At 58.9% G+C, this 15,556-nt stretch carries 15 protein-coding genes and 1 tRNA gene; 6 read left to right on the forward strand and 10 right to left on the reverse strand.

Annotated elements, in window-relative coordinates; genetic code table 11:
- Positions 1–12 precede the first annotated feature (12 nt).
- Positions 13–1,848, reverse strand: a complete 1,836-nt coding sequence (recQ, locus tag G5287_RS08415; RefSeq protein WP_042081697.1) for an ATP-dependent DNA helicase RecQ — start codon at positions 1,846–1,848, stop codon at positions 13–15.
- 133 nt (positions 1,849–1,981) lie between these two features.
- Here recQ and G5287_RS08420 point away from each other — a divergent pair, with 133 nt between their 5' ends.
- The gene (locus tag G5287_RS08420) at positions 1,982–2,446 is read left to right on the forward strand and encodes a thioesterase family protein (protein ID WP_042054246.1); all 465 of its coding nucleotides are present in this window, start codon (positions 1,982–1,984) and stop codon (positions 2,444–2,446) included.
- A gap of 124 nt (positions 2,447–2,570) precedes the next feature.
- Entirely contained in the window at positions 2,571–3,098 is a 528-nt protein-coding gene (locus tag G5287_RS08425) for a hypothetical protein (protein WP_005356927.1), read from the forward strand.
- 260 nt (positions 3,099–3,358) lie between these two features.
- Here the strand turns inward: G5287_RS08425 and G5287_RS08430 are convergent.
- From G5287_RS08430 to G5287_RS08470, 9 genes are all read right to left on the reverse strand, one after another.
- Positions 3,359–3,435 (reverse strand) — tRNA-Pro (locus G5287_RS08430).
- Positions 3,436–3,590: 155 nt separating this feature from the next.
- Positions 3,591–4,295 carry an MOSC domain-containing protein gene (locus tag G5287_RS08435; protein WP_421231144.1) on the reverse strand — a complete coding sequence of 235 codons (705 nt, stop codon included), beginning with the start codon at positions 4,293–4,295 and terminating at the stop codon, positions 3,591–3,593.
- 45 nt (positions 4,296–4,340) lie between these two features.
- A complete protein-coding gene (locus G5287_RS08440; protein WP_005340701.1) occupies positions 4,341–5,186 on the reverse strand; it encodes an ABC transporter permease subunit in 846 nt (281 codons plus the stop codon).
- Positions 5,183–6,088 (reverse strand): ABC transporter permease subunit, encoded by a 906-nt coding sequence (locus G5287_RS08445; RefSeq protein ID WP_216952653.1) that lies wholly within the window; start codon positions 6,086–6,088, stop codon positions 5,183–5,185. The genes G5287_RS08440 and G5287_RS08445 overlap by 4 nt, the downstream gene beginning before the upstream one ends.
- Positions 6,085–7,239: a polyamine ABC transporter ATP-binding protein gene (gene potA, locus G5287_RS08450; RefSeq protein ID WP_216952652.1), complete on the reverse strand. Its 1,155-nt coding sequence runs from the start codon at positions 7,237–7,239 to the stop codon at positions 6,085–6,087. The genes G5287_RS08445 and potA overlap by 4 nt, the downstream gene beginning before the upstream one ends.
- A gap of 78 nt (positions 7,240–7,317) precedes the next feature.
- On the reverse strand, positions 7,318–8,403 hold the full coding sequence (locus G5287_RS08455) for a polyamine ABC transporter substrate-binding protein (protein WP_201937656.1): 1,086 nt from the start codon (positions 8,401–8,403) through the stop codon (positions 7,318–7,320).
- Between the two features lie 118 nt (positions 8,404–8,521).
- Positions 8,522–9,619: an extracellular solute-binding protein gene (locus G5287_RS08460; protein WP_201937706.1), complete on the reverse strand. Its 1,098-nt coding sequence runs from the start codon at positions 9,617–9,619 to the stop codon at positions 8,522–8,524.
- Between the two features lie 53 nt (positions 9,620–9,672).
- Positions 9,673–11,034: an aspartate aminotransferase family protein gene (locus tag G5287_RS08465; protein WP_421231145.1), complete on the reverse strand. Its 1,362-nt coding sequence runs from the start codon at positions 11,032–11,034 to the stop codon at positions 9,673–9,675.
- 294 nt (positions 11,035–11,328) lie between these two features.
- Entirely contained in the window at positions 11,329–12,660 is a 1,332-nt protein-coding gene (locus G5287_RS08470) for a glutamine synthetase family protein (protein ID WP_005342613.1), read from the reverse strand.
- A gap of 467 nt (positions 12,661–13,127) precedes the next feature.
- Here G5287_RS08470 and G5287_RS08475 point away from each other — a divergent pair, with 467 nt between their 5' ends.
- The 4 genes from G5287_RS08475 (at position 13,128) to G5287_RS08490 (ending at position 15,549) form a co-directional block, all read left to right on the forward strand.
- Entirely contained in the window at positions 13,128–13,514 is a 387-nt protein-coding gene (locus tag G5287_RS08475) for a TraR/DksA family transcriptional regulator (protein ID WP_421231146.1), read from the forward strand.
- 147 nt (positions 13,515–13,661) lie between these two features.
- Positions 13,662–14,519 (forward strand): hypothetical protein, encoded by an 858-nt coding sequence (locus G5287_RS08480; RefSeq protein ID WP_421231147.1) that lies wholly within the window; start codon positions 13,662–13,664, stop codon positions 14,517–14,519.
- A 62-nt stretch (positions 14,520–14,581) separates the two neighbouring features.
- On the forward strand, positions 14,582–15,028 hold the full coding sequence (locus G5287_RS08485) for a DUF962 domain-containing protein (RefSeq protein WP_219296766.1): 447 nt from the start codon (positions 14,582–14,584) through the stop codon (positions 15,026–15,028).
- Between the two features lie 26 nt (positions 15,029–15,054).
- The gene (locus G5287_RS08490) at positions 15,055–15,549 is read left to right on the forward strand and encodes a CreA family protein (protein WP_005355485.1); all 495 of its coding nucleotides are present in this window, start codon (positions 15,055–15,057) and stop codon (positions 15,547–15,549) included.
- Positions 15,550–15,556: the final 7 nt, after the last annotated feature.

The following is a 15,556-nucleotide window of genomic DNA, read 5'->3' on the forward strand; positions in this document are numbered from 1 at the left end:
GCCTAATCGACCCTAACGACGGCAGTAGTCGATGATCAGGTCCATAAAGGCTTCGCCAAAACGTTCCAGCTTGCGGTGACCGACACCGTTGATGGCCAGCATCTCGTCCTCGGTCATCGGCATCAGCTGTGCCATCTCCACCAGGGTCGCATCGTTGAACACCACGTAGGGCGGCACCTCTTCATCCTCGGCAATCTGCTTGCGCAGACCGCGCAGCTCCTTGAACAACCGCTTGTCATAGTTGGCATTGTCGAGCAGACCGTTGCGCTTCTCCTTGCGGCTGGAGATGGGCTGTAGTCGGGGCACCGCCAGCTCAAGCTTCACCTCGCCACGCAGCACGGGGCGGGCCGCTTCGGTCAGCTGCAGCACCAGATTACGGGTGATGTTCTGGGTCAGCAGCCCCTTGTGGATCAGCTGGCGGATCACGCTCATCCAGTATTCGTGGCTCTGATCCTTGCCGATGCCGTAGGTCGACAGCTTATCGTGGCCATGATCCTTGATGCGCTGGTTGAGGGAACCGCGCAGCACCTCCACTACATAACCCACCCCGAAATTCTGCCCCACCCGCCAGACGCAGGAGAGCGCCTTCTGGGCATCTTCAGTGCCGTCATAGCTCTTGGGCGGATCGAGACAGATATCGCAGTTGCCGCACGGCTTGTCGTTGTACTCGCCGAAGTAGTTGAGCAGCACCTGACGGCGGCAGGTCTGCGCTTCGGCAAAGGCGGCCATCACGTTGAGCTTGTACTGCTCCACCTGCAGCTGCTGAGGGTTCTCGATGTTGTCGAGCAGACGGCGCACCCGACCGATGTCGGCGGGATCGTAGAGCAGCAGCGCCTCGGCGGGAGTGCCATCGCGCCCGGCGCGACCGGTCTCCTGATAGTAGGATTCGATGTTCTTCGGGATGTCGTAGTGCACCACGAAGCGCACATTGGGCTTGTCGATGCCCATACCGAACGCCACCGTCGCCACCACTATCTCGATGTCATCCTTGAGGAAGGCATCCTGGGTCTGCTGGCGCTGCTCGAGCGGCAGCCCCGCATGATAGGGCGCCGCCTTGCAGCCGTGGCGGGATAGCCGCTCGGCCACCTCCTCCACCCGGTTGCGGCTGGAGCAGTAGACGATGCCACAGTTGCCCTTCTGGCTCTGCACGTAACGCAGCAACTGCTCAGCGGCCTTGAACTTCTCCACCAGGCTGTAGCGGATATTGGGGCGATCGAAGCTGGCAGTGTGGATGAAGGGATCGTTCAGCTCTAGGCGGTGCAGCATGTCGCTGCGGGTCGCCTCGTCGGCGGTGGCCGTAAGCGCTACCACCGGCACCTGCGGGAACCACTGCTTGAGGCGCCCCAGCGCCGCATACTCAGGCCGGAAATCGTGGCCCCACTGGGAGACGCAGTGCGCCTCGTCGATGGCGAACAGCCCGAGCGGCAGCTCGGCCAGCCGATCCATAAACTCGTGCTGCAACAGTCGCTCGGGGGAGACATAGACCAGCTTGATCTCGCCGCGACGCATGGCGGCGAAGTTCTGGATCATCTCCTCCCGGCTAAGGGCCGAGTTGATGTAGACCGCCGCTACGCCGTTGGCGCGCAGGCTGTCGACCTGATCCTTCATCAGCGAAATAAGGGGAGAGACCACCACACCGAGCCCGGGCCGCAGCAGTGCCGGGATCTGGTAGCAGAGCGACTTGCCGCCGCCAGTAGGCTTGAGCACCAACGCATCGCGCCCCGCGACGATCTGCTCGATGATCTCGAGCTGACCCGGCCGAAACTGCTGATAGCCGAAGACCGCCTGCAGCAGGGCAAGCGGACTCTCTGGCTGAGGATCTGGCAGGGTTTCGGCAATCGCGGTCATGGGCTCTCCTTTGGGGTCGCCATTCTAAAGCAGCCGCCGCCCACAATAAACCTGCCATTGCGACTGTTAAAGAACTGTTGCAGACTGGCTGGAGTTTTTACTCGGCTTTGATGACAAGGATTGGGATCAGAGAATGAAACAGATGCTCAAGAAGATGGCGCTCAGTGGCATTGCCAACCTGTTTGCCGAGAAGATGCCGTTCAACAAGCTGATCGGCATGCAGGTGACCCACTACGACTTCGACAAGGTGGAACTGCGCATCAAGATGGACGACAAGCTGATCGGCAACCCCTTCCACAACATCCTGCACGGCGGTGTCACCGCCACGCTGCTGGATGTGGCGGGCGGCATGATCGTCGCCGCCTCCTGCATCGACGAGCTGGAGGAGTTCTCCCCCAGCTATCTCAAGGAGCGCTTCGCTCGCCTCGGCACCATAGATCTGCGGGTGGACTACCTGCGCCCGGGGCGCGGCAACGAGTTTATCGCCACCGCCCACATCATCCGGGCGGGCAGCAAGGTGGCCGTCGCCCGGATGGAGCTGCACAACGAAGAGGGCACCCACATCGCCTTCGGCACTGGTACCTATCTGGTGGGTTGAACCAAGTTAGTGCATAAAAACCACGCGGCTAATCCACTTTTAATCATTAGATTCCTTACCCCCTCTGGCCGAACAAGGTCCATACTGATAGTCGGGATTGTGTGCAGAGGGAGGATTGCAGGCGATGAGTGCGAAACTGGCCATCAAACCATCCAGAGCCTTGTTGACACAGCTCGAGTCCATGCTCGACGAGGTGCAGACACCCGAGTGTCGCCACTGGTTGGAACAGGAGCTTGAGGGGTATTCTCTCTCCTCACCCCTGCCTTGGTATCGCATCGTTCCCTGTCGGCAACGCGGTCACTTTCTGGATCTGAAAACGGGAAAATATTTGACCTGTCATATCAACAGTCAAACGCTATGCCAACGCGATCTGGCCCAAATTCAGTTCATTTATGCCCGTGAACCCGCCGCCCACTATTTGCTGCAACGCAATTCCGGTATTGAACCCTGGCCAGAACAGCTGCTGGAAGATTATCAGGAGCAGTTGATCCCCGGCCATCTCTGTCTGCAAGCCTGGCATGAGCCCGTGATTTCATTACGCGCACAACTGATGGAGGGAATAGAACATTTCATTAGTGAGTACCCCAAGCACGCGGCCTTGCTGCCTCAACACAGTTTCAAGGCTTTGCGGCATCAGCACTGGCATATCTGAGTAAGCGCCTGGCGCGCAAGGAGGGCACCATAGACAAGACCCATAGCGAGATTGCCACAATCTAGAGTGCCGGAGTCAGGATCAGACTCCACCGATGGGCCACCGAGCGGTGGCCCTTTTAATGTCTGTGGTCTTGCTTCGACCCTGCATACTGCAAGTCAGATCACTTGGCCAGGTAACAGGTCAGCAGCTAAAGAAAATTAGGAAAACAGGAAGGATAAATGCAAAAAGGCCGCTCTATTGAGCGGCCTTTTCAAATTTGGTCGGTGTGAGAGGATTCGAACCTCCGACCCCTTCGTCCCGAACGAAGTGCGCTACCAAGCTGCGCTACACACCGATGTCTGCGGGACGGGAATTTACCGAAAGCCCAGACCCGACACAAGCCTTTTTTGCATTTGGCAGGAAAAAAAGTGCCGTTCGCTCAACTATTCAGCACTCTTTTCATCCGTTTACCGGGCTGCAGCCAGCTGGTGACATTCCGGCAACCGGCCGTCAGGCCAGGCGCAGGGATGCGGGCCCCAGCAGACGGCGCTGCCAGTCAGCCACAGTGCCATGCTCCAGCCAGTCGGCTGCATGCTGGCGCCAGTTGGGGGAAAGGGCCGGATTCTCCAGCAACATCAGCAGATCAGCTTCATTGCGCACCTGATTGAACAGGATATCCACCGTGCGCTTCACCGTCAGTTCGGGATAGGGTCTGTCTAGCAGCTCCATGGCCGACTCCGGCGACACAATCCCCTCCTCCAGCACCCGCAGCAGCCAGCCACAACGGCCATTCAGTTGCATCACCTGCGACATCTGGCCATAGCCAAAGCGCTGGTTGAGCTTGAAACAGGGGGATCTCGGCTGGCTGATCTGGATCAGCGCCTCACCGAGCCGATAGACATCGCCAATGCAGGCTTGCGCCTCGGTCAGCCCGAGACCGGAGAGGTTCTCGCCAAAGGCGGCAGGTTGCCAGGGTGTACGTGGCGCAGACAAGTCCAGCGCGGTTTGCCAGGTCTGCCACCAGAGATAGTGATCGGCAGGATAGTAGTGGAGCGCCCGATCCGGGCCACCGTGGTGGCGCAGGTCACACTGCTCATCCCCTTCCAGACCGGCAAAGGTACAGCGAACTGGTGCAGAGATCGGTTGCTTGTGAATGGCACTGGTGAGGCCGGGCACCAGCTCGGTGCCACGACCGCTAAAAAGGGAGATCCGCATACTCATCCTCCAGGTTGACGAGAGTAGGCGGATCTTATCATGGCGTCAGACGACGGCCTGCATCTGGGTGGTCATGGCGATCTCGGCGCGACGGCGCTTCTCCGCCCTGGCCATCAGATACCAGCTGCCGAAGGTAAAGAGCGATACCGACAACAGGATCAGGCTGGCCACCGCGTTGATCTCGGGTTTAACCCCGAGCCGCACCGCCGAGAAGACCTCCATCGGCAGGGTGGTGGAGCCCGGGCCGGAAACGAAGCTCGCCAGCACCAGATCATCCAGCGACAGGGCGAACGACATCATGCCGCCTGCTGCCAGCGAGGGGGCGATCATCGGGATGGTGATCAGGAAGAACACCTTCCACGGCTTGGCGCCAAGATCCATGGCCGCCTCCTCTATGGAGAGATCCAGCTCCCGCAACCGCGCCGACACAACGATGGCTACGTAGGCGGTACAGAAGGTAGTGTGCGCGATCCAGATGGTCAACATGCCCCGCTCGGCGGGCCATCCCACCAGCTGGGCCATCGCCACGAACAGCAGCAGCAGCGACAGACCGGTGATCACCTCGGGCATCACCAGCGGTGCCGTCACCATGCCACCGAACAGGGTCCGACCACGGAAGTGGGGAATTCGGGTCAGCACGAATGCCGCCACCGTCCCCAGCGCCACCGCGGCGATCGCGGTGTAAAAAGCGATCTCCAGCGAGCGGAACACGGATCCAATCAGCTGCTTGTTGTCGAGCAGGCCGAAGTACCACTTGAGTGACCATCCGCCCCACACCGTCACCAGCTTGGAGGCGTTGAAGGAGTAGATCACCATGATGATCATGGGCAGGTAGATAAACAGCAGCCCAAGCCAGAGCATCAGCTTGGCAAAACCGAAACGTCTCATCATGCCTTGCCCTCCAGCTCTTTGGCCTGGTTACGGTTGAAGAGGATGATCGGAATGATCAGCACCGCCAGCATCACCACCGCCAGTGCAGAGGCGACCGGCCAGTCGCGGTTGTTGAAGAACTCCTGCCATAGCACCTTACCGATCATCAGGGTCTCCGGGCCACCCAGCATTTCCGGAATAACGAACTCCCCCACCACCGGAATAAACACCAGCATGCAGCCGGCGATAATGCCGTTTTTGGAGAGCGGCACAGTGATCTGCCAGAAACGGGTCAGGTTGCGGGCCCCTAGGTCGGAGGCCGCCTCCAGCAGGCTCTGATCGTGTTTGACCAGATTGGCGTAAAGCGGCAGCACCATGAAGGGCAGATAGGAGTAAACGATGCCGATATAGACCGCCAGGTTGGTATTGAGGATCTGCAGCGGTTCGTCAATCAGCCCGATCCCCAGCAAGACGCTGTTGAGCAGGCCGTTGTTACTGAGGATCCCCATCCACGCATAGACCCGGATCAGAATGGCGGTCCAGGTCGGCATCATGATCAGCAACAGCAGAACGGTCTGGGTCTCCTTGTTGGCCCGAGCGATGGAGTAGGCCATCGGATAGCCAATCAACAGGCAGAGCAGGGTGCTGACGAAGGCCATCTTGAGGGAGCCCAGATAGGCTGCGATATAGAGCTCATCCTCCTGCAGCAGCAGGTAGTTCCCCATATTGAGCAGGATGGTGAGCTGATTGTCGGCCCAGCTCACCACGTCGGTGTAGGGCGGGATCGCCACATCCGCTTCCGCAAAACTGATTTTTACCACTATGACAAAGGGCAGCAGGAAGAAGAGGAACAGCCAGAAGAAGGGGATGCCGATCACCAGCCGGCGCCCTCCGCCCCGCTTCAGTCGTTGCAAGATCTTCATGATTGCAGCACCACGCCGCTGTCATCTTCCCAGTAGAGGAACACCTGGTCATCCCAGGTTGGCCGCTTGCCGTGGCGTTCGGCATTGGCGATGAAAGCCTGAACGATTTTGCCCGAGGGCAGCTGGATGTGGTACACCGAGTGTCCGCCCAGATAAGCGATGTCATAGACCTCGCCCTTGGTCCAGTTGAAGTCCGGATGCTCGATTTCGGCCGGCTTTTGCAGGCTCATCAGCAGCTTCTCCGGCCGCAGGGCGTAGGTCACCTTCTTGTTCTCGGCACGGGAGCTGATCCCGTGGCCCACATAGATGGGCTGCTCCAGATCGGCACAGGCGATGATGGCGTGGTCCTGCTCATCCTCCACCAGCAGGCCGTCGAACAGGTTGACGTTGCCGATAAACTCGCACACCAGCCGACTGGCCGGAGTCTCGTAGATATCCATCGGACTGCCGATCTGCTCGATACAACCGTGATGCATGATGGCGATCCGCTCCGCCATGGTCATGGCCTCTTCTTGATCGTGGGTCACCATGACACAGGTAACCCCGACCCGCTCGATGATCTCCACCAGCTCCAGCTGCATCTTGGAGCGCAGCTTCTTGTCGAGCGCCCCCATCGGCTCATCAAGCAGCAGCAACTTGGGACGTTTCGCCAGCGAACGGGCCAGCGCTACCCGCTGGCGCTGGCCACCGGAGAGCTGGTGAGGCTTGCGACGGGCATACTGGGTCATCTGTACCAGCTTGAGCATCTCTTCGACACGGGCGTCGATCTCGGCCTTGGGCAGGCCATCCTGCTTGAGACCGAAAGCAATATTCTGTGCCACCGTCATATGGGGAAACAGGGCGTAGGACTGGAACATCATGTTGATGGGGCGTTCATAGGGGGGCATATCGGTGATATCCACCCCGTCGAGGAACAGACGCCCTTCGGTCGGGCGCTCGAACCCTGCCAGCATCCGCAGCAAGGTCGATTTACCGGAACCGGATCCTCCCAGCAGGGCGAAGATCTCCCCCTTGTGAATATTCAGGGAAACATTATCGACCGCCAGGGTTTCATCGAACTGCTTGCTAACCCTGTCTATTTTTACCAGCACTTCTTTGCGTTGCTGGCTGCCCTCAAGGGCTTTCTTGTAGGCACTGGAGGCTATCGCCATTACCAAACTCCCTAACGTGATACTGGCCTCACGGCCAATCCATAAAAGCGATTTGGCGCCCCAGAGCGGGCACCAAGGTCAGGTACCGGACTTGATCTTGCTCCAACTCCGGGTGATTTGACGCTGTACCGCGCGGGAATGTGCCTCCTGCACATAGAGCCGCTCCAGCACAGCCTGAGGCGGATAAACCCCCTCATCATTGCGCACCGTCTCATCCATGAACTCGCCAGCCTTGGCATTGGGGTTCGCATAGCCCACATAATTGCTGACCTTGGCGATCACCTCGGGCTGCAGAACATAGTTGATGAGAGCATGTGCCTCTTTGACATTGGTGGCATCAGACGGGATCGCCATCATGTCGAACCAGAGATTGCCCCCCTCTTTAGGAATGCTGTAGGCAATCTTCACCCCCTTGCCTGCCTCGTCGGCACGGGCTGCCGCCTGCAAGATGTCGCCGGAAAAGCCCGCTGCCACACAGATATCGCCGTTGGCGAGATCACCTATGTATTTGGAGGAGTGGAAGTAGGCCACATAGGGGCGCACCTTGAGCAACTGCGCCTCGGCGCGCTTGATATCGGCCGCGTCCTGGCTGTTGGGGTTCAGACCAAGGTAGTTGAGGGCAGCCGGGATCATCTCGTCTGCCGAGTCGAGGAAGGCGACGCCGCAACGGGAGAGCTTCTCCATGTTTTCCGGCTCGAAGATGGCCGCCCAGGAGTCGATCTTGTCGACCCCCAGCACCGCCTTGATTTTGTCGACGTTGTAGCCGATGCCGTTGGTTCCCCACAGATAGGGCACTGCGTACTGATGGCCCGGATCCACCTTCTCGAGCTGCTTGAGCAGCACGGGATCCAGGTTGGCCAGATTGGGCAGCAAGCTCTTGTCCAGCTTCTGGAAAGCCCCCGCCTTGATCTGCTTGGAGAGGAAATTATTTGAGGGCACCACCAGATCGTAACCGGTCCGTCCGGTCAGCAACTTGCCTTCCAGGGTTTCGTTGGAGTCAAATACGTCATAGACGGTCTTGATCCCGGTCTCCTGCTGGAAATCGCTGAGGGTGGTCTCGCCGATATAGTCAGACCAGTTGTAGAAATGGAGCACAGGGGCTGCCTGGACTGCATTCGCCAATCCCATGGTCAGCGCTATGGTTAGCAATCTGGTTGTATTCACGGTGTCAGTTCTCCTGTTCAGTGGTTGACCGTCTGCGCATCCATTCGCGCGGCCCATCCGGATGGATGGCATCACTACCCTCCCGGCCGAACTGCGGACCGGGAGGGGTATTCGTTACTTACTTACCGGACTTGATCTTGGTCCAGCTGCGGGTCATCAGACGCTGCACCTTGGCCGGCAGATCCGGGAAGGTGTAGATCTTCTGCAAGGTTGCAGAGTCCGGATAAACCCCCGGATCGGTACGGATCGCCTCGTCAACCAGCGGGGTCGCCGCCTTGTTGCCGTTAGGCGCCTGCACCTGATTGGTGATGTTGGCGATCACGTCGGGCTTCATCAGATAGTTGATGAAGGTGTGGGCCGCCTCGACGTTCTTGGCATCCGCCGGGATGGCGATCATGTCAAAGAAGCTGCCAGCCCCCTCTTTCGGAATGGTGTAGGTCAGTGCCACGCCATTTTTGGCTTCCGCCGCCCGCGCCTTGGACTGCTGCAAATCCATGGAGTAACCGACAGCAACACACAAGTTGCCGTTGGCCAGATCCGAGATGTACTTGGAGGAGTGGAAATAGGCGGTATAGGGACGGATGGAGAGGAACAGCTCCTCGGCCTTCTTCAGCTCGTCCGGCTTCTGGCTATCCGGTTTGAAGCCCAGATATTGCAGGGCGGCCGGTAACATTTCGGTCGGCGAGTCGAGGAAGGAGACGCCGCACTCCTTCAGCTTGGCCATGTTCTCCGGCTTGAACACCAGATCCCAGGAGTTGAGCGGCGCATCGGCCCCCAGTACGGCCTTCACCTTCTCGGCATTGTAGGCATAACCGATGGTGCCCCACAGATAGGGGATGGAGTACTGGTTGCCCGGATCGCTCGGGTCGAGCGCCTTGAGCAGGTCGGTATCCATATTTTGCCAGTTGGAGAGCTTGGACTTGTCCAGCTTCTGGAACACGCCAGCCCTGATCTGTTTGGCCAGGAAGGGGTTGGACGGCACCACGATGTCGTAGCCGGATTTACCAGCCAGCAACTTGGCTTCCAGTACCTCGTTGCTGTCAAACACGTCATAAACCACCTTGATGCCCGTCTCCTTCTGGAAGTTTTCCAGGGTATCCGGGGCGATATAGTCGCTCCAGTTGTAGACGTGCAACACCTTCTCTTCAGCCATTGCTCCGGCACTTGCCATGACCAGAGCCACAGAGGCAGCGATCACTCCCGTTTTGAAAGACATCATCCTTGTCTCCTAAGCAAATTGTATGCGCATGCCAACCTGCCTGGCGGCAGCTATCCCTTCAGCTTTGCAGCCGTCAGATCCAGACTGAGCCTGGCTAGCTTGACCAATTCATCAACCTGTTCCTCGGTGATCACCAAGGGGGGCGATATGATCATGGTATCGCCTACCGCCCTCATCACCAAGCCATTGTTAAAACAGAATTCCCGGCAAGTCATCCCGGCATTGGCATGGGCCGGGAAACGCCGGTTGGTCTGCTTGTCCTGGACGATTTCCAGGGCGGCGACCAGCCCGCGGCCACGGGTTTCACCCACCAGCGGGTGGTCAGCCAGCTCTGCCCAGCGGCGCTGCAAATAGGGGCCGATGGTATCATGCACTCGCTTAACTATGCTCTCCTTTTGCATAAGCTGGATATTGGCCACCGCCACCGCGCAAGAGACCGGATGGCCAGAGTAGGTGAAGCCGTGGTTGAACTCGCCCCCCTCTTCCACCAGCCCCTTGGCAACCCGGTCACTCACCATCACAGCGCCGAGCGGCATATAACCGGAGGTAATCCCCTTGGCCAGACACATCAGATCCGGCTTGATGCCAAACCCTTCGCTGGCAAACCAGTGGCCGGTACGGCCAAAGCCGCAGATCACCTCGTCGGCTATCAGCAAAATGCCGTAGTGATCGCAGATGCGCTGGATCTCCGGCCAGTAGCTGTCAGGCGGAATGATGACACCGCCCGCCCCCTGGATCGGCTCGCCGATAAAGGCGGCCACCTTCTCCACCCCCAGCTCCAGAATCTTCTGCTCCAGTTGACGGGCCCGCTCCAGCCCGAACTCGTGGGCACTCATCCCCTGCCCCTCACCGAAGTGATAAGGCTGGTCGATGTGCACTATGCCGGGAATGGGCAGACCACCCTGGGCATGCATCCCTTTCATGCCACCCAGACTCGCCCCCGCCACTGTGGAGCCGTGATAGGCGTTGTGGCGGCTGATGATCACCTGTTTTTCCGGTTGCCCCTTGCTGGCCCAGTAGTGGCGCACCATCCGCAGCACGGTGTCGTTGCACTCGGAGCCGGAGCCGGTAAAGAATACATGGTTGAGATGGGATGGCGTCACTTCGGCCAGCAAGGTGGCCAGCTCGATCACCGGCGGGTGCGTGGTCTGGAAGAAGAGGTTGTAGTAGGGCAACTGCTGCATCTGACGGGTGGCGGCATCCACCAGCTCCTGCCGACCATAGCCCATATTGACGCACCAGAGCCCCGCCATGCCGTCCAGAATGCGCTTGCCTTCGGAGTCTTCCAGATAGACGCCGCTGGCTTTGGTGATGATACGGCTGCCCTTCTTGTTCAGGGCCTGAAAGTCGGTAAAGGGGTGCAGGTGGTGGCTGGCATCCTGCTGCTGCCACTCACGGGTAGTCTGTTGCATTGTTAGCTCCTCGGTTCCTTCGATTTAGCTGGTTCTGTTCGTCAATCATCAGGAGGGCTGCCACTCCCGCAATCACTGCCACTTTCGCGTGGACTGCGGCACGGCCTGCTCCTCACATCCTTCAATTCGAGCCAAAAACTGTTATCAACCATGCAACCAGAGCGGTGGCGAGCCAACTTCCGCTCACAACCATCCGCAGGCGGAGGCACTCCTCCATCCCGTATTACCGGTTACAGGCAGGGGAGGCAGCCTGCCTCCCCGATTCGGACGATGCGTGGCCGGCACGCATCCGGGTCAGACGTTCAGCAGCAGGAACTCTCGCTCCCAGCGGCTGATCACCCCGAAGTAGGTCTCGTACTCTTTGCGTTTGACCGCGACAAAGGCGCGTGTGAAGCGCTCCCCCAACATCTCCTTGATCGGCTCGCACTGTTCGAGATGGCTGAGCGCCTCCTCCAGCGAGCGGGGCAGACTGTAGGGCAGGTCGTAGGCGCTGGATTTCATCTCCTGCATGGGCTCCAGCTTCTCCATCATGCCGAGATAGCCGCACGCCAGGGTGGCGGCCAGCGCCAGATAGGGGTTGGCATCGGCACCGGCGAAGCGGTTCTCCACCCGGCGGGCACTCGGGTCGGAGAAGGGTACCCGCAGACCACAGGTGCGGTTCTCGACACCCCACTGGACGTTGCGTGGCGCGCTCTCACCGAAGGTGAGGCGGCGGTAGGAGTTGACATTGGGAGCCAGCAGGGCTGTCACCGCCGGGGTGTACTTCTGCAGACCTGCGATGAAATGCATGAAGAGTTCGGAGTTGCCGCCATCCGGGGTACCGAACAGATTTCGACCGTTCATATCCTCCAGACTCTGGTGGATGTGCATGGCGGAGCCCGGCTCGTTGCTCATCGGCTTGGCCATAAAGGTGGCGTAGATGCCGTGGCGATGGGCCGCCTCACGCATGGTGCGCTTGAAAAGGAACACCTGATCCGCCAGATCGATGGCATCCCCGTGCAGGAAGTTGATCTCCATCTGGGCAGCACCGGACTCGTGGATCAGGGTATCCACCTCCAGCTCCTGCGCTTCGCAGTAGTCATACATGTCTTCGAAGATGGGATCGAACTCGTTGACCGCATCGATACTGAAGGACTGGCGAGCTGTCTCCGGACGGCCGTTGCGCCCTACCGGCGGCATCAGCGGATAGTCGGGGTCTTCGTTGCGGGTGACCAGATAGAACTCCAGCTCGGGCGCCACCACCGGCTTCCAGCCCTGAGCCTCGTAAAATGACAGAACCCGACGCAGTACGGAGCGAGGTGCAATGTCGATCAGCTTGCCGTTGACGTCGTAACAGTCATGGATAACCTGAGCGGTAGGTTCCAGCGCCCAAGGGACGAAACGGATGGTGTTGGGGTCAGGATAGAGCTGCATGTCCCGCTCCAGCGGATCGATCATGCTGTCGTCATCCGGATATTCACCGGTCACTGTCTGGGTGAAGATCACCTCGGGCAGACGCATGCCCCCTTCTCGCAAAAACTTGTTGGCTGGGATGATCTTGCCCCGGGCGTTGCCGGTGAAATCAGGGAAGAGACACTCCACTTCCGTGATGCGATTGCTCTCCATCCAGCCCTTGATACTGTCCATGTTAAACCCCGACTCTACGGTTGCCATTGGCAAGGGTGTCTAATATATGGAACACCCTTGTTATCAAATTGTAATCAACACCACCATAAAAGCCCGCTATCAGGGGTAATGTCAAGCAGTGGTGTTTAAAAAACTATAAATAACGGCGCATATAATGACCAAGTCGGCACCAAATACTAAACACTCGTGGTCTCGCCTCTCCCCAGTGCAAAGCCGGTGCCAACCGGCCAAAACCAGATGTCAGATCCCGTCAGATCAGCCGCTAAAGGGGCCATTTTTTTGCAAAGGCGCACAATCCCTGTCCTATTTGCTTTGCTTGGCTGCTTTTTTTTGGTACAAGGCCCGCCCTGATTTGCACTCTCTTGCATGAAAACGGTGCAAATCAGACGAGAAGGGCTTGGTCTGCAGGCAGACAGCCCCCATAAACAGGGATAATTGGGTTAGTAAACTGACTGGTAGTAAATCGTATGTGTGATTTCATGACTGAAGACCAACTGGCCTTTTACAAGGGGCAGATCGAGCGGCAGATCGCCGAGCTCGAAGAGCGCCTGAACTCCCAGGCCAGCCAGGCCATCGCCACCGACACCAACGAGATGGCCGATGAAATTGACCGTGCCAGTATCGAGGAAGCCCGCCGTCTGGAGCTGAACCGCATCGAGCACGACAAGCTGCACCTGCGCAAGCTGCGGGGCGCATTGAAGCGCATCAGCGAAGGGGATTTTGGTTACTGCGAATCTTGCGGTGACGAGATCTCCCTCAAGCGGCTGCATGCCCGTCCGGAATCCCGTTTCTGCGTCGAATGCCAGAGCACCAAGGAATTTAACGATACCCACGTGTTCCGTCGCGTCGCCTGATTCTTCGAAGAACCGTCACCATTCTGGTGCAACAGACGCCAGCAAGGCAGGGCACCGCGCTCAAACCTTGCACAACGCCTCGCAGCAAGATGGTGACAAGTTCTGTTAGACTCCGGACACCTTCCGGAATCTACAGGAGAACAGAGAGTGAAATGGCTCATCAAGCTGTGTTTGTGCCTGCCACTGCTGGCACAAGCACAGGTTCTGACGGTCAAGGTCCCCAGCCGTCCCGTCAACAATCTTGACCAGGAGTACCAGTACAAGCTGCTGGAACTGGCCCTGACCCGCTCTGGGCAACCCTTTCGCATCCAGCCTGTCGAACTCGACCTCAACCAGTTCACCCTCCAGCAGCAGCTGAGCAAGGGCAAGACCATCAACGTCTTCTGGATGGGCACCTCCAGCGCACTCGAATCCTCCCTGATTGCCGTCCCCATTCCGCTGTTTCGCGGGCTGGAAGGATTGCGGCTGTCCTTCATTCACGCGGATGCCCAAGAGAAGTTCAACCAGATCAATACCTTGGCCGGCCTCAAACAGCTGAAGGCGGCACAAGGGGTCGGTTGGGCCGATAACAAAATTCTGGAAAATGCGGGCATCCCGACCTTCTCCGGCCGATACAGCAGCCTGTTTCGCCTTATCAACGACGGCGACAAGATCGACTTCTTCCCGCGCGCCCTGGTGGAGATCTTCGCCGAGCGCAGCGAGCTGGTGGCGCAGTATCCCAACCTCGCCATCGAGCAGCATCTGCTGATCCGCTACCCCTTCGCCCAATTCTTCTTCGTCAGCCCCGAATACCCCAAGCTGGCCAAGGCGATTCAGACCGGGCTGGAGCGGGCCTATGCCGATGGCAGCTTCATGAAGTTCTTCAATGACAACCCCAAGATCCGCGAAGCGCTCGCCAGCGCCAACCTCGATCAGCGGGTCACCATCGCCCTGCCCAATCCGGATATGACCCCGTTGCTAAAATCCATTCCGGCCCAATATTGGGAGTATCCACCGCAAGGATAAGCATCACGAACGCCTGACCACGAAGGTCAGGCTGCGAGAACACAGTGCGCCAGGGAGGTGCCATGAAGGGAATCCAGGAGTGGTTTGAGGAGTACGGCCAGAGCCATCGCCATCCGGTCAACGTCGCCATCCATAAGCTGGCGGTGCCGGGCATCTATTTCTGCTCGCTGGCGCTGCTCTGGTGTCTGCCACACGGGCCCTTGCCAGAGATCCTCAACTGGGCGGCAGTGGCGGCTATTCCGGTGCTGCTGTTCTATCTGCAGCTGTCGTTTTCGCTGTTCGCGGGGATGGCCGGGCTAACCGCACTGGGACTGTGGATCTGCCACCAATGGCAGGGGCCGCTGCTGTGGCCCGCGGTGGCGGCGTTCGTGATTCTCTGGATAGCCCAGTTTGTCGGCCACAAGATCGAGGGCAAACGCCCCTCCTTCCTCGCCGACCTGCAATTTCTGCTGATAGGCCCCGCCTGGGTGCTCGCCAGCCTCTATCGTCGCCTGGGCATTCCCTATTGAGGAGTGCCGGGCCAACAGGAGAGACCATGACACATAACCACACGCGACATAATGCCCTGCGCCGCGCCCTGCCCCTGCTGCTGGGGGCCCTGTTTGCCGGCCCGGCGCTGGCCGACAAGGCCGACCCGGTCGGTGAAGTGAGCACAGCCTTCAAGCTGTTTGGCCCCAACCACAAGATCCTGGTGGAGGCATTCGACGACCCGCGCATCGACGGTGTCGCCTGCTATCTGGCGCGCCCCAAGACAGGTGGCGTCAAAGGTGGGCTGGGACTGGCGGAAGATCCCTCCCACGCCTCCCTGTCGTGCCACCAGATCGGCCCCATCACCCTGCCCGAAAAGCTGAAAGCGGGGGAAGAGGTGTTCGATGTCAGCACTTCGCTGGTGTTCAAGGAGCAGAAAGTGGTGCGTTTTTACGACAAGAAACGCAATGCACTGGTTTACCTGACCTACAGCACCAAACTGGTGGATGGTTCGTACAAAAGTGCAGTCAGCGCCGTTCCCATCATGCCGTGGGGACAATAACCAGCCG

Origin of the sequence: Aeromonas sp. 603079 (assembly GCF_049172135.1) — a bacterium.
Lineage (GTDB): Bacteria > Pseudomonadota > Gammaproteobacteria > Enterobacterales > Aeromonadaceae > Aeromonas > Aeromonas veronii.